The sequence below is a fragment of the Actinophytocola gossypii genome (genome assembly GCF_025165815.1).
In the GTDB taxonomy this organism is placed as follows: Bacteria; Actinomycetota; Actinomycetes; order Mycobacteriales; family Pseudonocardiaceae; genus Actinophytocola; species Actinophytocola gossypii.
Genome location: NZ_JAFFZE010000016.1, coordinates 94,634 through 111,210 on the forward strand (window position 1 = coordinate 94,634; position 16,577 = coordinate 111,210).

Annotated in this window: 21 protein-coding genes; 8 read left to right on the forward strand and 13 right to left on the reverse strand. The window is 72.9% G+C overall.

Annotation, left to right across the window (positions count from 1 at the left end; translation table 11 throughout):
• Window positions 1-10: 10 nt before the first annotated feature.
• The 3 genes from JT362_RS21705 (at window position 11) to JT362_RS21715 (ending at window position 1,956) form a co-directional block, all read left to right on the forward strand.
• A complete protein-coding gene (locus tag JT362_RS21705) occupies window positions 11-769 on the forward strand; it encodes a MerR family transcriptional regulator (RefSeq protein ID WP_260193393.1) in 759 nt (252 codons plus the stop codon).
• Between the two features lie 69 nt (window positions 770-838).
• Window positions 839-1,585: a maleylpyruvate isomerase N-terminal domain-containing protein gene (locus JT362_RS21710; RefSeq protein WP_260193394.1), complete on the forward strand. Its 747-nt coding sequence runs from the start codon at window positions 839-841 to the stop codon at window positions 1,583-1,585.
• Complete coding sequence (locus JT362_RS21715) at window positions 1,582-1,956, forward strand: DUF8711 family protein (protein WP_260193395.1); 375 nt, start codon at window positions 1,582-1,584, stop codon at window positions 1,954-1,956. The genes JT362_RS21710 and JT362_RS21715 overlap by 4 nt, the downstream gene beginning before the upstream one ends.
• A gap of 7 nt (window positions 1,957-1,963) precedes the next feature.
• Here JT362_RS21715 and JT362_RS21720 read toward each other — a convergent pair whose 3' ends face one another.
• From JT362_RS21720 to JT362_RS21745, 6 genes are all read right to left on the reverse strand, one after another.
• The gene (locus JT362_RS21720; protein ID WP_260193396.1) at window positions 1,964-2,509 is read right to left on the reverse strand and encodes a YbaK/EbsC family protein; all 546 of its coding nucleotides are present in this window, start codon (window positions 2,507-2,509) and stop codon (window positions 1,964-1,966) included.
• A complete protein-coding gene (locus tag JT362_RS21725; protein ID WP_260193398.1) occupies window positions 2,503-2,799 on the reverse strand; it encodes a DUF2516 family protein in 297 nt (98 codons plus the stop codon). Before JT362_RS21725 ends, JT362_RS21720 begins: the two co-directional genes overlap by 7 nt.
• A gap of 108 nt (window positions 2,800-2,907) precedes the next feature.
• Window positions 2,908-3,570 carry a hypothetical protein gene (locus JT362_RS21730; protein WP_260193399.1) on the reverse strand — a complete coding sequence of 221 codons (663 nt, stop codon included), beginning with the start codon at window positions 3,568-3,570 and terminating at the stop codon, window positions 2,908-2,910.
• Between the two features lie 5 nt (window positions 3,571-3,575).
• Window positions 3,576-3,971, reverse strand: coding sequence for a helix-turn-helix domain-containing protein (locus JT362_RS21735; protein ID WP_260193400.1), 396 nt, complete (start codon window positions 3,969-3,971; stop codon window positions 3,576-3,578).
• 88 nt (window positions 3,972-4,059) lie between these two features.
• Complete coding sequence (locus tag JT362_RS21740; protein ID WP_260193823.1) at window positions 4,060-4,686, reverse strand: ATP-binding protein; 627 nt, start codon at window positions 4,684-4,686, stop codon at window positions 4,060-4,062.
• A gap of 25 nt (window positions 4,687-4,711) precedes the next feature.
• A complete protein-coding gene (locus JT362_RS21745; RefSeq protein WP_260193401.1) occupies window positions 4,712-5,062 on the reverse strand; it encodes a TFIIB-type zinc ribbon-containing protein in 351 nt (116 codons plus the stop codon).
• A gap of 125 nt (window positions 5,063-5,187) precedes the next feature.
• On the opposite strand from JT362_RS21745, the gene JT362_RS21750 reads away from it, so the two are divergent.
• The 4 genes from JT362_RS21750 to JT362_RS21765 are packed head-to-tail and all read left to right on the forward strand — an operon-like array spanning window position 5,188 to window position 9,825.
• Window positions 5,188-5,952 (forward strand): 3-hydroxybutyrate dehydrogenase, encoded by a 765-nt coding sequence (locus JT362_RS21750; protein ID WP_260193403.1) that lies wholly within the window; start codon window positions 5,188-5,190, stop codon window positions 5,950-5,952.
• 32 nt (window positions 5,953-5,984) lie between these two features.
• Window positions 5,985-7,331, forward strand: coding sequence for an MFS transporter (locus JT362_RS21755; RefSeq protein ID WP_260193404.1), 1,347 nt, complete (start codon window positions 5,985-5,987; stop codon window positions 7,329-7,331).
• Window positions 7,328-9,139 carry a helix-turn-helix domain-containing protein gene (locus JT362_RS21760; protein WP_260193405.1) on the forward strand — a complete coding sequence of 604 codons (1,812 nt, stop codon included), beginning with the start codon at window positions 7,328-7,330 and terminating at the stop codon, window positions 9,137-9,139. The genes JT362_RS21755 and JT362_RS21760 overlap by 4 nt, the downstream gene beginning before the upstream one ends.
• 20 nt (window positions 9,140-9,159) lie before the next feature.
• The gene (locus tag JT362_RS21765) at window positions 9,160-9,825 is read left to right on the forward strand and encodes a hypothetical protein (protein WP_260193407.1); all 666 of its coding nucleotides are present in this window, start codon (window positions 9,160-9,162) and stop codon (window positions 9,823-9,825) included.
• On the opposite strand, the gene JT362_RS21770 is transcribed toward JT362_RS21765, so the two are convergent.
• The 6 genes from JT362_RS21770 to JT362_RS21795 all read right to left on the reverse strand — a co-directional run bounded on the left by JT362_RS21770 (window position 9,822) and on the right by JT362_RS21795 (window position 14,756).
• Entirely contained in the window at window positions 9,822-10,154 is a 333-nt protein-coding gene (locus tag JT362_RS21770; RefSeq protein WP_260193408.1) for a hypothetical protein, read from the reverse strand. The genes JT362_RS21765 and JT362_RS21770 overlap by 4 nt on opposite strands.
• Window positions 10,111-10,689, reverse strand: coding sequence for a SigE family RNA polymerase sigma factor (locus tag JT362_RS21775; RefSeq protein ID WP_260193824.1), 579 nt, complete (start codon window positions 10,687-10,689; stop codon window positions 10,111-10,113). The genes JT362_RS21770 and JT362_RS21775 overlap by 44 nt, the downstream gene beginning before the upstream one ends.
• Before the next feature lie 5 nt (window positions 10,690-10,694).
• Window positions 10,695-11,147 carry a hypothetical protein gene (locus tag JT362_RS21780; protein WP_260193846.1) on the reverse strand — a complete coding sequence of 151 codons (453 nt, stop codon included), beginning with the start codon at window positions 11,145-11,147 and terminating at the stop codon, window positions 10,695-10,697.
• Window positions 11,148-11,242: 95 nt separating this feature from the next.
• The gene (locus JT362_RS21785; protein WP_260193409.1) at window positions 11,243-13,561 is read right to left on the reverse strand and encodes an FtsX-like permease family protein; all 2,319 of its coding nucleotides are present in this window, start codon (window positions 13,559-13,561) and stop codon (window positions 11,243-11,245) included.
• Complete coding sequence (locus JT362_RS21790) at window positions 13,558-14,235, reverse strand: ABC transporter ATP-binding protein (RefSeq protein ID WP_260193410.1); 678 nt, start codon at window positions 14,233-14,235, stop codon at window positions 13,558-13,560. Before JT362_RS21790 ends, JT362_RS21785 begins: the two co-directional genes overlap by 4 nt.
• Window positions 14,232-14,756: a PadR family transcriptional regulator gene (locus JT362_RS21795; protein ID WP_260193411.1), complete on the reverse strand. Its 525-nt coding sequence runs from the start codon at window positions 14,754-14,756 to the stop codon at window positions 14,232-14,234. Before JT362_RS21795 ends, JT362_RS21790 begins: the two co-directional genes overlap by 4 nt.
• 96 nt (window positions 14,757-14,852) lie before the next feature.
• Between JT362_RS21795 and JT362_RS21800 the strand changes: the two genes are divergently transcribed.
• Window positions 14,853-15,311 carry a CGNR zinc finger domain-containing protein gene (locus tag JT362_RS21800; RefSeq protein ID WP_260193413.1) on the forward strand — a complete coding sequence of 153 codons (459 nt, stop codon included), beginning with the start codon at window positions 14,853-14,855 and terminating at the stop codon, window positions 15,309-15,311.
• Here JT362_RS21800 and JT362_RS21805 read toward each other — a convergent pair.
• Window positions 15,301-16,509 (reverse strand): DUF445 domain-containing protein, encoded by a 1,209-nt coding sequence (locus JT362_RS21805; RefSeq protein ID WP_260193825.1) that lies wholly within the window; start codon window positions 16,507-16,509, stop codon window positions 15,301-15,303. The genes JT362_RS21800 and JT362_RS21805 overlap by 11 nt on opposite strands.
• Window positions 16,510-16,577: the final 68 nt, after the last annotated feature.

The window sequence follows — 16,577 nt, forward strand, 5'->3', positions numbered from 1 at the left end:
CGTAGTGGGCATGGCTTGGTCGATCGCGCAGGTGGCCCGGATGTCGAAGGTGACGTCACGGACCCTGCGGCACTACGACGACATCGGCCTGTTGCCGCCGGCGTGGGTCGGCGCGAACGGGTACCGCTACTACGAGCAGGAACAGCTGGTGCGGCTGCAGCAGATCCTCGTCATGCGCGAGTTGGGGGTCGGCCTGGACGCGATCGCGGAGATCGTGCACCGGGGCCGTGAGCGCGGCGAGGTACTGCGGATGCACCACTCGTGGCTGCTCGCCGAGCGGGACCGGTTCCAGCGCCTGGCCGACACCGTCGCGCGCACGATCGACGAGCTGGAAGGAGGTGAGAACATGAGTACCAAGTCGATGGACCACTGGTTCGAGGGCTTCGACCCGGACCGGCAGGAGGCCCTCCAGGAGGAGGCCAGGCAGCGCTGGGGCGCCGAGCACGTCGACGCCGCGAACGCGAAGGTCGGCAGTGCCGAGGAGTGGCAGCGGACCGAGGGCCGGAAGTGGGCCGAGCAGCTCGGTGCGCTGGTCGACCTGATCGACGCCGGGCACCAGCCGACGGATCCGGAGACCCAGGCCGTGATCGAGGGCCACCACCGGTGGATCAGCGGGATGTGGACGCCCAACCGGGAGTCCTACACCGGTCTCGGCGACCTCTACGCCGACGACCCGAGGTTCCGGGAGAACTTCGACCGGACCGACCCTCGGCTCGCGGAGTTCCTGCGCGCCGCCATGGCCGAGTTCGCCCGCACCCGCCTGGACTGATGCGGTGCAGGCTCCCTTCGTCGCGCTCAACGCGACGAAGGGAGCCTCGCACTCGGTTAGGGTCGTGGGGTGGAGTTCGGTGGGTACGTCGCGGAGGTCGAGGGGCAGGCGGGGGCGTTTCGGGCGGCGGCGGTGAGCGCCGGACCGGACGCGCCGGTGCCGACGTGCCAGGACTGGACGGTGCACAAGCTCGTCCGGCACCTGGCGAAGGTCTACAACTGGGTGTGCAAGTCGCTGGTGGCCCCGCCGGAGTCGGAGCGCCTGCACCCGGACCAGGCGCCCGAGCCGTGGGACGAGCTGCTCGGCTGGTTCGACGAGCAGCTGGCCACCATGGTGGACGGGCTGCGTGCCGCCGGGCCGGACGCTCCGGCGTGGGTGTTCGACCCGACGTCCGCGTCCACGGCGGCGTTCTGGGCACGGCGGCAGGCGCACGAGACCGCGATCCACCGGCTCGACGCCGAACACGCCGCCGCCGGCTCGGACCGGGCGGACGCGGTGCCCTCGCTGGTGTTCGAACCCGCGTTCGCGGCGGACGGGATCGACGAGCTGCTGGTGCTGATGGTCCCGCGCCGGCTCGCCCGCGAGCTGCCGGACGTCGAGGGCACCGTGCTGTTCCACGCCGCCGACGCGGGCCGCGCGTGGCTGGTGGAGCTGACTCCGGGCGGGGTACCGGTGATCGGCCCGGCCGACGAGATCGACACCGACGCGTCCGTGGTCGGCACGGCCGACGCGGTCTACCGGGCCGCCTGGCACCGCCCGAGCACCGCGATCACCACCGGCGACCGCACGCTCGTCGACGCCCTGCGCACGCCGTGAACCGCCGGTACGGGGTCGCCGTGCTCGCGGTCGCCCTGCTGGCCGGCGGCTGCGCGGAGGTGGACGAGGCGGTGGACCAGGTGAACACCGTCAAGGACAAGGCGACGGTCTGCGCGGAGGCGCTGGGCCTCGCCGACCTGAACCCGCTGGTGGACCCGGAGCGGCTGCGGGCCAGGGCCGAGGACAAGGAGCGGCGGTTCCGCGAGCTGGCCCAGGACGTGGCCGACCAGGACGTGAAGAACTCGCTGCTCGGCATCGCCGACTCGTACGTCGAGGTGCAGAAGAACCGCTACGAGGACATGTCGATCGTGGCCAGGTGGGCCAAGCGCAACACCGAACGCCTGGACGCCCTGCGCCGGGCCTGCACCTAGCTCGTGGCTAGCGCCCGAGCCCTTCGACGACCTCCGCGCCGGGCAGCGCGGCCAGCACCGGGCCGGGCACCAGGAGCTTCCCGCCGCGTACGCCGCTGCCGATGACCAGCTCGGGCGCCTCGGCGACGGCCGGGTCGAGCAGCAGCGGCCACTGCGCCGGCAGGCCGATCGGGGTGATGCCGCCGTAGGCCATGCCGGTCAGCTCCACGGCGGTGTCCATCGGCGCGAAGGACGCCTTGCGCACGTCCAGCCTGCGCCGGACCACGCCGTTGACGTCGGCGCGGGTGGTGGCGAGCACCAGGCACGCGGCGAACCGCTCCTCGCCGGCGCGCTTGCCGGCGACCACGACACAGTTGGCCGACGCGGCCAGCGGCGAGTTGTAGGCGGCGCAGAACTCGGCGGTGTCGGCCAGGTCCGGGTCGATCTCGACGGCGGCGATCCGGTCGGCGTCCGGCAGCGCGGCCAGGGCCTTCGCCACCGGTTCGGCGAGCAGGTCGGGGCGGTCCAGGGCCGGCTGGGGCGTCAGCGACCCGGCGATCGTCCAGTTCACCACTTCTGCCCGCCGCGCTGCACCTCGATCAGCCTCGGTCGTACGTCGACGATGTAGACGAGCGCCGCGACCAGCCCGGCGATCCAGAAGATCCAGCCGATACCGGCGAAGCTGAACAGCAGCAGCGCCACCGCGGCGCCGCCGGTGATGCCCAGCCAGGCGGGCTTGGTGAGCCGATCGATGGCCTGGTACGCGTCCGGGCGCTGCATCATGGCGTGGACGAACGCGAAGACGCCGACCGGCACAGCGGCCCAGTCGATGATCGTCAAGATCAGTAGCGCTTCGTACGGCACCTCCCCAGACTACGTGCGCACCGGAGCGGGTGACCAGCGGACCACGCACTTGAGACACACCACGCCCCGCCTCCGAAAGCGGACGCGGGGCGTGACGGGCGTGCGGACCTACTTCTTGGGGGCCGGCTTGGTCCCGTTGGTCTTGCGGGTGGTGGTCGCGGGCTTGCGCGGCGCGGTGCGGTTCGCGGCCTTGCGGCTGGTGCTGCGCACCTCGTGGGCCACGTCGTCGCCGAGCTCCTCGATGGTCTCGGCGGCCTCGGCGGCGACCTTCTGCGCGTCCCGGGCGGTCTTCTCGCCGACCGAGCGGGTCTGCCGGGTGACCTTGGCCAGCACCTCGTCGGCCAGCTCGCGGGCGTCGCCCGCCACGTCGCCGACCCGCTCCTGCAGGGTGGCGATGGCCTCCTCGAGCTGGTCCAGCGCGCGGCGGACCTGCGGCTGGGCCTTGAGCTTGTCCAGCGCGTCCTCGCCCTGGTCGGCCAGCTTCTGGTACAGCTTCTGCGCGGCGTCGGTGTACTCGTCGACCAGCTTGCGCAGCTCGGCCGGGTCGAGGCGGTCGCGGACGCCGGCCAGGTCGCGGGGCAGCTCGTCGACGGCACCACGGGCGGCGCCGGCCGAGTCGTTCACCCGGGTGCGGGTCTTGCCTACGGCGTCGCGCACGGCCTGGGTGGCCAGGTCGCCGGCGCCGAGCGCGGCCAGCAGCGGGGTGCGGAGCACCTCGACGGCCTGCTCGCTCGCCTTGCGGACGTCCTCACTCTTGGGCAGGGCAACCATGTCTCTCACTCCACTGGGGGCTGTTCGGAAGTCGCGTTCTCTCGGCGGAACGACTCGTACACGTCGAGCAGGATCTGCTTCTGACGTTCGGTCAGCGCGTCGTCGGCACGCACCGCGTCGACCACCGGGCCGCCGTGCGGGACATCGAGGATGCCGGCCTGCACGTACAGCGCCTCGGCCGAGATCCGCAGACCCTTGGCGATCTGCTGGAGGATCTCCGCGGACGGCTTCCGCAGGCCTCGCTCGATCTGGCTGAGGTAGGGGTTGGACACCCCGGCGAGCTTGGACAGCTGCCGCAGCGAGATCTTGGCCGACGCCCGCTGCTGCTTGATGTACTCGCCGATGTCCCGCCCGAGGTCGGTGACCCTGCCGGTGACGCCGGACTGCTCCTGGTCACTCATCGTGGTCACCTCCTCGCGACACCATCGACGGTACGCGCGAGTGCTAGCAGTTGCAAGCGCAGTGCTTGCGCTGGTGGCGTGGGTCCGGTCACACGCCGAGCAGGCCCCACACCCAGCGGGCGACCGCGTCGGCGGTGTCCTCGACGGTGCGCTGCGTGGTGTCCAGCAGGCGCATCGGGGGCTTGGTGTCCGCGTGCTCGGCGAGCACCCAGTCGTTGAACTCGAGCATCTCCTCGATGCGGTCGGCGTCCCACCCGCGCCACGCCGGGCGGGCGCGCAGCCGCGCGCGCAGCACCTCGGGGGCGCAGGTCAGCGCCAGGTAGTGGATGTCGGCGAAGAGCACGCGCTCCGGCCAGTGCTCGAACTGCGGCGGCGCGACGGTCCCGCACAGCACCACCGGGCGACCGTTCTGGCCGACGCTGGCCGCGAGGCGCAGCCAGGTCTGCCGGAACGCCGCGGAGTCGCCGGTGGGATCGCGCAACGCGCCGACCCACAGCAGGTCCTGCTCCAGGACCACGCAGCGGTCGGCGAGCCGGTCGACGAGCAGCCGACCGACGGTGGTCTTGCCGGTGCCACTCGGCCCGGTCAGCGCGAACAGCGGGAGGCGCCGGAACGGCTCTCGGTGCCCACAGGAGGCGCAGACGAGAACCGTTCCGGCGGCGTCGGTCTCGACCCGCGGTTCGTCGGTCCAGATCCCGCAGTCGGCACAGATCATCGGGTTCATCTGTGCGTCCCGGGGATCAGTCGAACAACTGCTCCAGGAAGCTCTTGCGGCGCCGGTGGCCGTGGTGGCCACCGTGTGCACCGTGCCCGCCGTGGTAGCCGCGCGGGGAGTCGGAGTAGCCGTAGCCACGCGGCGAGTCCCGGTAGTAGCCGCCGCCGGCGGGCGGGGGCGGCGGAGGCGGCGGGGCGCCCGGCCCCGGCTGGTACGGCGGCGGCGCGGCCTGGGCGGAGTACTGACGCTCGGCGTTCAGGATCGACTCGAGCTCACCCCGATCCAGGAAGATCCCGCGACAGCTGTCGCACTGGTCGATGTGGATGCCTTGGCGGTCCACGGTGCGCATGGTGTTCTGGCACTTCGGGCAAATCACACATGCAAGGTTACGCAGATCGGCATGACCTCGACCACAGGTGTGCGACACGCACACGAGACCGGGTCGAGCTGTGGTCCTTCGACACATGGTCCGGGGCTCTGACCCTACCTAGCGTTGCCGGTATGGATCGTGGCCCAGCTCACATCGACCTGGCCGGCCGCGTCGCGCTGGTCACCGGCGGCGGCAGCGGGATCGGCCGCGCCTGCGTGCGGGCTCTCGCCGGTGCCGGCGCGACCGTGCACGTGGTCGACCGGGACGCCGAGTCGGCCAAGGAGGCCGCCGCCGAGGTCGACGGCGTCGCGCACGTCGTCGACCTGGTCGACGGGGCCGCGATCGAGTCCCTGCCCACCGAGGTCGACGTGCTGGTCAACAACGCCGGCCTGCAGCACGTCGCGCCGCTGCACGAGTTCCCACCGGAGACGTTCGCGCTGATCCAGCTGGTCATGGTGACCGCGCCGTTCCTGCTGGTCCGCCGCAGCCTGCCGCACATGTACGCCGGCGGCTGGGGCCGGATCGTGCACGTCTCCAGCGCGCACGGCCGCCGCGCCAGCGCGTTCAAAGCCGCCTACGTCACCGCCAAGCACGGTCTCGAGGGCCTGTCCAAGGTCGCCGCCGTCGAGGGCGCCCCGCACGGGGTGACCAGCAACTGCGTCGACCCCGGCTACGTGCGCACCCCGCTGGTCGAGCGGCAGATCGCGGCGCAGGCGGCGGCGCACGGGCTGGCCGAGGACGAGGTCGTCGAGAAGGTCCTGCTCGACCGCTCCCCGGTCAAGCGGCTGGTCGAGCCGGCCGAGGTCGCCGAGCTCGTGCTGTGGCTGTGCGGCGACCACGCCCGCTCCATCACCGGCGCGTCCGTGCCGCTCGACGGCGGCTGGACCGCCACCTGACATCCCACCCCCGACGAAGTGTGGTGAGAAACATGAGCTCCCTGCCCACCAGCTCAGGCAAGCACTCACTGGCCAGGATCGTGTCCGCGAGCATGATCGGCACCACGATCGAGTGGTACGACTTCTTCCTCTACGGCTCCGCCGCCGCGATCGTGTTCAACACGCTGTTCTTCCCGACCTTCGACCCGCTCTCCGGCACCCTGCTCGCGTTCACCACCTACGCCATCGGGTTCGCCGCGCGCCCGATCGGCGGGCTCGTGTTCGGGCACTTCGGCGACCGGGTCGGCCGCAAGAAGCTGCTCGTGGTCAGCCTGCTGCTGATGGGGGTGGCGACCTTCGGCATCGGGCTGCTGCCGACCTACTCGGCCATCGGGATCGCCGCGCCGCTGCTGCTCACGTTCCTGCGGCTGGTGCAGGGTTTCGCGCTCGGCGGCGAGTGGGGCGGCGCGGTGCTGATCGTGTCCGAGCACGGCGGCGCGCGGCGGCGCGGGTTCTGGGCGTCCTGGCCGCAGAGCGGCGCGCCGGGCGGGAACCTGCTGGCCACGGCGGTGCTCGCGATCCTGGCCGCGGTGCAGACCGAGGAGGCGTTCCTGGCCTGGGGCTGGCGGATCCCGTTCCTGCTGTCCGCGGTGCTCGTGGTGGTCGGGCTGTGGATCCGGCTCGCGGTGGCCGAGTCGCCGGTGTTCCTGGCGGCGGCGCGGCGGGCCGAGGAACGCGGGGTGGCGGAGAAGGCGCCGATCGTGCAGGTGTTCCGGCACAGCTGGCGCTCGGTGCTGATCGCGATGGGCGCGCGGATGGCGGAGAACGTGTCCTACTACGTGATCACCGCGTTCATCCTGGTCTACATCACCCAGACGCTGGACCTGGATCGTTCGGTCGGGCTGAACGCGGTACTGATCGGCTCGGCGGTGCACTTCGTCACGATCCCGCTGTGGGGCCTGCTGTCCGACGTGGTCGGGCGGCGCGCGGTGTACCTGTTCGGCGCGGTCGCGATGGGCGTGTGGGGGTTCGTGTTCTTCGTGCTCCTGGACACCAGGTCGTTCGGCATCATGGTGTTCGCCACGACCGTCGGCCTGGTGCTGCACGGTGCCATGTACGGGCCGCAGGCGGCGTTCTTCGCGGAGCTGTTCGGCACCCGGGTGCGGTACTCCGGCGCGTCGGTCGGCTACCAGCTGGCCTCGATCGCGGCCGGCGGGGTGGCGCCGCTGATCGCGGTGGCCCTGCTGGACGCGTGGGACAGCACGCTGCCGGTGTCGCTGTACCTGGCGTCGATGTGCCTGCTCACCGTGGTCGCGGTGGTGCTCGCGAAGGAGACCCGCGGCTCGACGTTGGAGGACGGCCAGGACGTGGTCGCCGAGGAGGTCCACCTGACACGATGACGACCGTGTCCGTGCGCCGGTTGCTCGATCTGCTCGCCGAAGGGGCGAGCGGCGAGCGGCTGGCGCACGTCGCGGTCGGGGCGCCGGAGCTGGATGGGGCCGTCGAGGTGGCGTTGCGGATCCGGCAGACACTGACCGAGCACCGCAGGCGCGAGGCTGAGCTGACCGCGTTGTTCGACACCGCGCGGGACCTGTCGAAGCTGCGGGACCTGGACGAGGTGCTGAGCTCGATCGTGCGGCGGGCCAGGCAGCTGCTCGGCGTCGACCTGTCGTACCTGAGCCTGAACGACGAGCTGGCCGGGACGACGTACATGCGGGTGACCGACGGGTCGGTGTCCTCGCTGCTGCCGAACCTGCGGATCGGGCACGGCGAGGGTCTCGGCGGGCTGGTGGCGCAGACCGCGCACCCGTACTCCAGCGCCGACTACCTGGCCGACCCCCGGTTCGCGCACACCGGGCCGATCGACGCGGCGGTGTCGGCCGAGCGCATGGTCGGCATCCTCGGCGTGCCGCTGTCGCTGGGCACCAAGGTGATCGGGGTGCTGTTCGCGGCCGACCGGGCGCGGCGGGAGTTCACCGCCTCGGAGGTGGCGCTGCTGTCCTCGCTCGCCGACCACGCGGCCATCGCCATCGACAACGCCCAGCTGCTGGCCGAGACCAGGCGGGCGAACGAGACGATCAGCGGCCACAACGCGGCGATGCGCCGGGCCGAGGACGCGCACGACCGGCTGATGGAGCTGGTGCTGCGCGGCGGCGACCTGGTGGAGGTGGCCACCGAGGTCGCGTCGGTGCTCGGCGTCGGGATCGCGGGTGGGATCGCGCTGTTCGACGACGGCGGCGGCGAGCTGGCCGCCGTGGGTTCCACGCCGCCCCTCCCGCCGGTGGAGGCGGTGGCGTCGTCGCGGTCGTCCGGGCGGGCGGTGCGCGCGGGTGAGGACTGGGTGTGCTCGGTGGTCGCCGGCCAGGAGCTGCTGGGCAGCCTGGTGCTGACCGGCCGGCCGTCGCTGGAGGACGCGGACCGGCGGCTGTTCGAGCGCGCGGGCGTGGTGGCGGCGCTGCTGTTGCTGCTGCGCCGGTCGGTGGCGGCCGCGGAGGACGAGGTGCGCGGGGAGCTGCTGGCGGACCTGCTGACCGCGCCGGACCGGAACCCGGCCGGGCTGCTGGCCAGGGGCAGGCGGCTGGGCATCGACCTGGACGCGCCGCACGCGGTGCTGATCGCGTCCTGCGACGGGGTGTCCCGGCGCCGGCTGGCGATGGCGTGCACCCGGTACGCGACGCTGGTCGGCCTGCACGCCGACCAGGTGGTGCTGCTGGTCGACGGCCCGGCGTCGCTGGCGCCGAAGCTGGCGACGGAGCTGTCGGCGGCGGTGGACGCCCCGGTCACGGTCGGTGGCGCGGGACCGGCGTCCGGTCCGGTGGCGCTGGCCGCCGCCGCGGCGGAGGCCGGCCGGTGCGTGCGGGCGCTGCTGGCGCTCGGCCGGGCGGGGTCGGGGGCGGCGCTGCCGGAGCTGGGGTTCGTGGGGCAGCTGATCGGCGACCGCACGGACCTGGCGGGCTATGTCCGGTCGGTGCTGGGCCCGGTGCTGGACTACGACGAGCGGCGGGGCACGGACCTGGTGGGCACCCTGTACGCGTACTTCGACAGCGGCGGCAACCTGACCAGGGCCAAGGACCGGCTGCACGTGCACGTGAACACGGTGGTGCAGCGGTTGGAGCGGATCTCGTCGCTGCTCGGCGGGGACTGGCAGGCGCCGGAGCGGGCGCTGGAGGTGCAGGTGGCGCTGCGCCTGTACCGCCTCGGCGGCTGACGTCTGGCACGGTGGTGGTCGTGAGCGGTGCGGTGCGGATGCGCGGGTGGGCCGAACGGGAACTCGCCGAGGTGAGCGAGACCCTGGCGACCGCGCGGGCCGAGCTGGCGTCGGTACGGTCCGAGCTGGCCGCGTTCACCCGCGCGCACGAGCGGGTGGTGCGCCCGCTGCGCGAGGAGCTGGCCGAGATCCGCGCCGAGCTGGCCGAGGTGCTGGCGACCCGGACCGGCCGCCGCCCGGCCGCGCCTCCCCCGGCGGAGCCCGCCGACGAGCCGGTCGAGGTCGGGGAGCCCGATCCGGACCGGGCGCGCCGGCTGTACCGGGGCCTGGTCAAGCTGTGCCACCCGGACCTGGGCACCGACGAGGCGGAGCGCGGGCGACGGGCGGAGTTCACCGCACGGGTCAACGACGCCTACGCCGCCGAGGACGCCGCCGCGCTGGAGGACCTGGCCCGCGAGTGGGGCGCCGACGCCGTGGCGGCCGACCAGGACGACGTGTGGGCCGCGGTGGCCGAGACCCGGGACCGCCTGGACGAGGTCCGCGCGGAGACCCGGCGGCTGCGTACCACCGGGCTCGGCCCGCTCTGCTTCGGGCGGGACGACCCGACGACGGCGATCGAGCGGGTGGCCGCGCGGCTGCGGGCGACCATCCACCGCGAGCGGGACGCTCTCGCCGCCCTCCGTTAGGTGGCCACGGGCGGCGGGTGGCCGTCGGGGTTCACCACCGACGGCGGGGGCTCGGAACTGGGCTCGGCCGGGGTGGCCGGGACGCTCGTGGTGGTCGTCGGCCCGGCCGGTACCAGGTTCTCCGGCGTTGGCCGCTGACCCTCACCGCCGGCGACGACGCCGACCAGCATGGTCACGCCGGCGATGGCGGCGGTGCTCGCGACGACCGCGAGCCGTCTGCGGCGGGCGCGGAGGCGGCGACCTCGGGAGATGACGTCCCGGGGGTCGATACCGAGCGGTGGCCCGTCACCGATGCGGTGGAACAACGTCCGCACGTGTTCGTCGTGCACGAGCGTCACTCCTTTCCTCGGTCGTGGCCTCGGTGAAGTGCGGTCCGAGTCGTTGCCGCAGGGTCGCGAGGCCCCGGGCGGCCTGGCTCTTGACGGTGCCGGTCGAACAGCCGAGGGCGGCGGCGACCTCGTCGACGCTCAGGTCGTTCCAGTAGCGGAGCACGAGGACCGCGCGTTGCCTCGGGGGGACCGCGGCCAGCGCGCGGACCAGCAGCAGCCGGTGGGCGCTGTCACCGTCGGTGGGCGCCACGGTGTCCGGCGGTTCTTCGGTGAGCTGCTCGCGCCGCCGCCAGCCGCGCCGGTTCTCGGCGAGGAACGTCCGTACCACCACACGCCGCGCGTAGGCGTCGAGGGAGTCGCGCCGGGCCAGCCGGGGCCAGGCGACATACAGCTTCAACATGGCGAGCTGGGTGATGTCCTCCGCGCGGTGCCAGTCGCCGCACAGGAGGTGCGCGGTATTTCGCAGCGCGTGCGCACGCGCTGCGAAGTACTCGCTGAACTCTCCGTCGTAGGACGGACGGTTGTCGCCCACCAGGGTCGCTACGACCCCGCCGGCTCGGCCGGAACCGCCACCGGAGGCGCGTGTTCCATCACGGGCGGCGCCGGAACCGCCACTGGCGGCGCCGTCTCACCCGACCCCGGCTCCATCACCGGCGGCGGCACCGCGCCCGGCCCCGGCTCCATCACCGGCGGTGCCGCCGCGCCCGACCCCGGCTCCAACACCGGCGGCGCGGGAACGGCCACCGGCGCCTCCGGCCCGGGAACCGCCACCGGGTCCGCCGGCTGCCCCGACCCGGGAACGGCGACCGGCGGTGCCGGCACACTCGACGGCGGTTCCGCGACCGGCTCACGCACCGGCGCCGGCGGCACCTCGCTCGGCTCAGGCACCGGCGCCGGCTGGTCGGAGTCCGCCATGGCCAGTGCCACCAGCGGCGTGCCGATCACCAACGCGGCCGCGGCGAGTCCCGACACGACCCACTTTCGTGTGCGCATTCAACATCCCTCGATGACCGCGCCGTCGCGGTTCGACGGCGCTCTACCGTTAGACATGCGCCGGGTTCGCCCGCCGGTTGCATCGAATTCGCGCCTCACTCCGTGCGCAGCGAGGTGAGCCGGGTGGCGCTGCGCAGGAACGGCAGCGTCATCGCCGTGACCAGGATCGAGAGCAGCGCCGCGCCGGCGGACAGCAGGCCGACGCCGAGCCAGTCGATGGAGAACGGCTCGTCGGTGATGCGCACGACCAGCCACGCCAGGCCGACCCCGGTGAGCACCGCGACCAGCACGCCGAGCGCGATCGGCAGCGCCACCTGCCACAGCAGCGACCGCGCGATCACCGCACGCTGCACCCCGCTCGCCACCAGCATCGCCAGCGGGCGGCGACGCTCCCGGATCTGCTCCAGCGCCAACACCAGCAGGCTCACCCCGGCCAGCAGCAGGGTGAAGATCGCGCCCGCGTAGAGCCCGTTGCGGATGGTCACGAACATCTGCTGGTCGGCCGTCCGGTCCTCGGCCGTGTTGTACGAGAACATCGACGCCCGCCACCCGAAGCCGGCCACCGCGTTGCGCAGCTGCTCCAGCTCGTCGGAGTTCGGGTCGGCCTCGACCCGGATGACGGTCCGCATCTCCGGCAGCGTGACGCCCTCGACCGCGCCCGGGGTCGCGATCGTCCCCCCGTAGGCGTAGTCCGCGCGCTCCGTCGGCACCTCCCGCACGGTTTCCGGCACGGTCCAGTCGCCGACGACGTCGTAGTCGCCCTCGGGCGCGTTGGGGTCAAGGTACTCGCGGAACTCGAGCCGCTGACCCGGCCGCACCTGGTCGCCCATGCCGGCGAACCGGAACACGTCGCCGTCGGTGCAGTCCTCGACGCCGCTGAACGCCAGCAACGCCGCACAGTCCATCACGTGCAGGTACGGGTAACCGGCCGCCTCGGCCGACTGGCCCGGCACGTACACGGAGGTGCCGCGCACCTGGTGCGTCGCCAGCACCGACGGCACCGCGATCACCTCGTCGGTCACCTCGTCGGCGACCGATTCTTCGGCCCGCACCTCGATGGTCGGCTCCGGCTGCTCCTCCGGCGCGTTCGCCAGCCCGACGTCGCTCTCCAGGGTCATCAGCATCGTCTGCAGCGCGATCGCCCCGGCGAGCACGACCGCGATGCCGCCGACCACCCTGGCCGACGTGCCGCTGTCCAGCTGCAGCCGCCGGATGGCGAGCTGCCACGACGACGGCCCGCCGTGGATCCGCCCGGACACCCGCTCCACCAACCACGGCAGCAGCACCGGCACCCCGACCAGCAGCAACGTGGTCCCGACCGACACGGCGACCGCCCAGGTGTCCGAGCCTTCGTCCCCGCCGCCGCCGGTGAACAGCAGCACCACGCCCACCGCGACCATGGCGAACCGCCACCAGGCCCGCCTGCGCACCGGCTTGGTCCGCCGGACCACGCCGAGCGGCTCGATGATCGTGCGGCGCAGCGCGAACAGGGCGGTGAGCACCGCGAGCGCCGGGATGGCCAACACGATGAGGCCCACCAGCACCGGGCTCGGCACCACGTCGCTCTGGTACACCCGCATCCCGAAGAACTCGACGTCCTCGGCGAACGTCCGCAGGTACAGGAACGCCGCCGACCCCAGGACCAGCCCGGCGAGCGCGCTGACCAGGGACTCCGCCGCCGCGATCCGGCGCACCTGCCGCGAGCCGGCGCCGACCAGCCGCAGCGCCGAGAGCCTGCGGTCACGTTCCGCGCCGGCGATCCGGCTGGCCGAGCTGACGAAGATGAACACCGGCAGCAGCAACACGACCGCGCCGATCAGCACGAGCAGCAACAGCTGCGGCGGCATGCCGGTGCCGGTCGGCACCTCCGTGAACCGGTAGACCGCCTGCGCCTCGCCGGCCTCGACGAAGGCCGGCTCCGCGCCGACGTACGCCTTCAGGTCGTCCGGCTCGGTGACGACCTCCTTGCCGAGGGTGCCGATGACCGGTCCCGGCAGCCGGGGCCGCAACAGCTGCCCGTCCGAGGAGGCCAACAGGTCCGCCAGCGCGGGCGAGGTGAGCATCTCGCCCGGCCCGGGCAGGCGGTCGACGCCCGGCGGCAGCGGGTGGTCGGCGCCGTCGGAGTAGACGTAGTTGATCTCGACCCGCTCGCCGCGGAACTCGGTCGACTGCTCGGAGATGTACAGCGGGTCGACGCCGGCCGCCGGTTCCGACTGCCCCTCCAGCCAGTACACGTCGGCCGCCTCGCGCTTGCCGTTCTCCTCGACCATGCTGCCGACCGAGGCCCCCACGAGCAGCACGGCCACCGCGATCGCGATGCCGAACGTGCTGAGCGCGAACCTCGCCATGGAGCTCCGGCCGCCCCCGACGGCCAGCCGGATCCCCAGGGCGAGGTCGCTCACCCACCCCCTCATGCGAACGCCACCTCGCGGGTGCGCCCGTCGCGGACCACGACCTCGCGGTCGGAGTACGCCGCGACCCGAGCCTCGTGGGTGACCAGGATGACCGCCGCGCCCGACTCCTTGGCCGCTTCGGTCAGCAGGCGCATGACGTGCTCGCCGTTCAGCGAGTCCAGCGCGCCGGTCGGCTCGTCGGCGAAGATCACCTTCGGCGCGGTGACCAGCGCGCGGGCCACCGCGACCCGCTGGCCCTGGCCGCCGGAGACCTCGCCCGGCCGCTTGGGCGCGACGTCGTCGACCTCGAGCCGGGTGAGCCACTCGCGGGCCTTGGCCTCGGCGTCGCGGCGCTTGCGGCCGCCGAGGCGCAGCGGCAGGGCGACGTTCTCCACGCAGGTCAGCTCCGGCACGAGCTGGCCGAACTGGAACACGAAGCCGAACTCGGTGCGGCGCAGTGCCGAGCGCGGGACGTCGGGCATGGCGCCGAGGTCGCGCCCGTCGTAGATGACCCGGCCGCGGTCGGGCTTGATGATGCCGGCGAGGCAGTGCAGCAGGGTGGACTTGCCGGAGCCGGACGGGCCCATGACGGCCACGACCTCCCCGGGGCGGACCGACATGGAGGCGCCGTCGAGCGCCTTGGTCGGCCCGAACGACTTCACGACGGCGTCGGCCGCCAGGATCGCGTTGGTCATGGACGTACCTGCTTTCGGAGTTCGGTGAGGCGGGCCGCGGTGAGTTCCAGCCAGCGCAGGTCGGCCTCGAGGTGGAAGAGCGCGTGGTCACAGATCAGCTGGTCGGACAGGTCGCCGCGGGCCTTGCGGGCGGTGAGCTCGCGCATGGTGTCGAGGTGGGCGGCGCGCTGGGAGTCGAGCACGTCCTCGGCGTCGCGCGCGGACATGAGCGCGATGACGACCTTGGTGTAGAGGGTGCTCTGCAGGTAGAGCGCCGGCTTCTCCGGCGTGCTGAGCCAGCGCTCGACGTCGGTGACGCCCTCGGCGGTGACCGCGTAGCGCTTGCGGTCCGGGCCGCCGCCCTGCTCGACGCCGCTCTCCTCGATCAGGCCGTTCTTGAGCAGCCGGGACAGGGTCGCGTAGACCTGCCCGTAGTGCAGCGGACGGTCCTGGCCGAAGTGCTCGTCGTAGGCGCGCTTGAGGTCGTACCCGTGCCGGGGCCCGTGTTCCAGCAGACCTAACAACGTGTGACCGACTGACATGCCGAGCAGAGTACACAGGGTGTATAGCCGCGTTCTATACACCTGGTGTTTAGCGTGCTGACCTGCGGGTTCGTTCGCACGGGGTAGGATGGCGGGATGACCGAGGACGTGGCCTTGGTGCTGGACTTCCTGAACACGGTCGACCGGGAGCGGGGCACCGATCTGCTCGACGATCCGGTGGCGTGGGACGGCTGGCTGGCCGAGCGGGGCCTGGCGCGCGGCGACGTCGATCCGGCCGGGGTGCGGGCGACGCTGCGGGCCGCGGTCGGGGACCCGGTGGCCGGGGTGCGCCCGGTGCACGTGCCGGTGACCGCGTCGGTGGTCGACGGCGTGCCCAGGGTGGTCGCGCCGGACGTGGTGGGCGCGGTCCTCGCGGCGGCGAGCCGGCTGGTGGTGCTCGGGCGGTGGGACCGGGTGAAGGTGTGCCCGGCCGACGACTGCCGGTGGGCGTTCTACGACCGCTCCCGCAACCACTCCCGCACCTGGTGCTCGATGCAGGTCTGCGGCAACCGGCGGAAGGCGCGCGGCTGGCGGGAGCGGGCGGCTAGACGATGAGCTGCGCGACGGTGTAGATCAGCAGGCCGGCCAGGGCGCCGACGACGGTGCCGTTGATCCGGATGAACTGCAGGTCGCGGCCGACCTGCAGCTCCACCTTGCGGGACGTCTCCTCGGCGTCCCAGCGCTGCACGGTGTCGGTGATCAGCGTGGTGATCTCGTCGCGGTAGTTGAGCACCACGTAGGCGGCGGCGCCCTCGACCCAGCCGTCAACCTTGTCCCGCAGCGCGTCGTCGTCGGTCAGCCGGCGGCCGAGCGACACCAGGCCCTCGCGGACCCGGCGGCGCAGTTCGCTCGACGGGTCCTCGGCGGCGTCGAGCAGCATGGCCTTCGCCGTCGACCAGGCCGAGCCGATCACGTTCTGCACCTCGGGGTGCTCCAGGACCTGCTGCTTGACCTGCTCGGCGCGCTCCATGGTCGCCGGGTCGGTGCGCAGGTCGGCGGCGAACTCGGCCAGGAACTTGTCGATCGCCATCCGCATCGGGTGGTTCGGGTCGGTCTTGACCAGCCAGGCGAACGACAGCACCTCGCCGTAGACCTTGTCCGCGACCATCGAGTCGACGAACCTCGGCGACCAGCTCGGCGCCCGGTCCGACACCACCCGCAACACGGTCGTGTGATTCGCCTTCACCCATTCGTAGGCCCGGTCGCACATCAGGTCGACCAGCTTGTGGTGCGAGCCGTCGGCGATCACGCCACCGAGCAGTTTGCCGAGCGGCGGGCCCCACGGCACCGCGACCACCCGCCGGACCACGGCCTGCTCCATCACGGCCTGCACGTCCTCGTCACGCAGCACCGCGACCGCGCCACGAACGACGGTCGACAGTTCGGCGGTCACCCGTTCGGCGTTCGCCGGCTCGCCGAGCCACCCGCCGAGCCGCCGCGCCACGCCGATCCGGCGCAGCCGTTCCCGCACGACCTGCTCGGACAGGAAGTTCGTGCCGACGAAGTCGCCGAGGCTGGAGCCGAGCGCGTCCTTGCGGGTCGGGATGATCGCGGTGTGCGGGATCCGGATGCCCAGCGGGTGCCGGAACAGCGCGGTGACGGCGAACCAGTCGGCGAGCGCGCCGATCATGCCGGCCTCGGCCGCGGCCCGGACGTAGCCGACCCAGCCGGGCGCGCCGGCGGACTGCCAGAAGGACATGGCCAGGAAGATGACCGTGGCGCCGAGCAGGAAGGACAGGGCGACCAGTTTCATCTTCCGCAGGCCGCGCTGCTTCTCGGCCTCACCCGGGACGGGGGCGCTGGTGGTGGGGACCGTCGGTT

Excerpts from the sequence above, each read along its gene's own strand:
- JT362_RS21705 (WP_260193393.1), top strand. The coding sequence starts at position 11 with ATGGCTTGGTCGATCGCGCAGGTGGCCCGGATGTCGAAGGTGACGTCA.
- JT362_RS21730 (WP_260193399.1), bottom strand. The coding sequence starts at position 3,570 with ATGGTTGCCCTGCCCAAGAGTGAGGACGTCCGCAAGGCGAGCGAGCAG.
- JT362_RS21735 (WP_260193400.1), bottom strand. The coding sequence starts at position 3,971 with ATGAGTGACCAGGAGCAGTCCGGCGTCACCGGCAGGGTCACCGACCTC.
- JT362_RS21740 (WP_260193823.1), bottom strand. The coding sequence starts at position 4,686 with ATGATCTGTGCCGACTGCGGGATCTGGACCGACGAACCGCGGGTCGAG.
- JT362_RS21750 (WP_260193403.1), top strand. The coding sequence starts at position 5,188 with ATGGATCGTGGCCCAGCTCACATCGACCTGGCCGGCCGCGTCGCGCTG.
- JT362_RS21755 (WP_260193404.1), top strand. The coding sequence starts at position 5,985 with ATGAGCTCCCTGCCCACCAGCTCAGGCAAGCACTCACTGGCCAGGATC.
- JT362_RS21760 (WP_260193405.1), top strand. The coding sequence starts at position 7,328 with ATGACGACCGTGTCCGTGCGCCGGTTGCTCGATCTGCTCGCCGAAGGG.
- JT362_RS21780 (WP_260193846.1), bottom strand. The coding sequence starts at position 11,147 with ATGCGCACACGAAAGTGGGTCGTGTCGGGACTCGCCGCGGCCGCGTTG.
- JT362_RS21785 (WP_260193409.1), bottom strand. The coding sequence starts at position 13,561 with ATGAGGGGGTGGGTGAGCGACCTCGCCCTGGGGATCCGGCTGGCCGTC.
- JT362_RS21790 (WP_260193410.1), bottom strand. The coding sequence starts at position 14,235 with ATGACCAACGCGATCCTGGCGGCCGACGCCGTCGTGAAGTCGTTCGGG.
- JT362_RS21795 (WP_260193411.1), bottom strand. The coding sequence starts at position 14,756 with ATGTCAGTCGGTCACACGTTGTTAGGTCTGCTGGAACACGGGCCCCGG.
- JT362_RS21800 (WP_260193413.1), top strand. The coding sequence starts at position 14,853 with ATGACCGAGGACGTGGCCTTGGTGCTGGACTTCCTGAACACGGTCGAC.
- JT362_RS21805 (WP_260193825.1), bottom strand. The coding sequence starts at position 16,509 with ATGAAACTGGTCGCCCTGTCCTTCCTGCTCGGCGCCACGGTCATCTTC.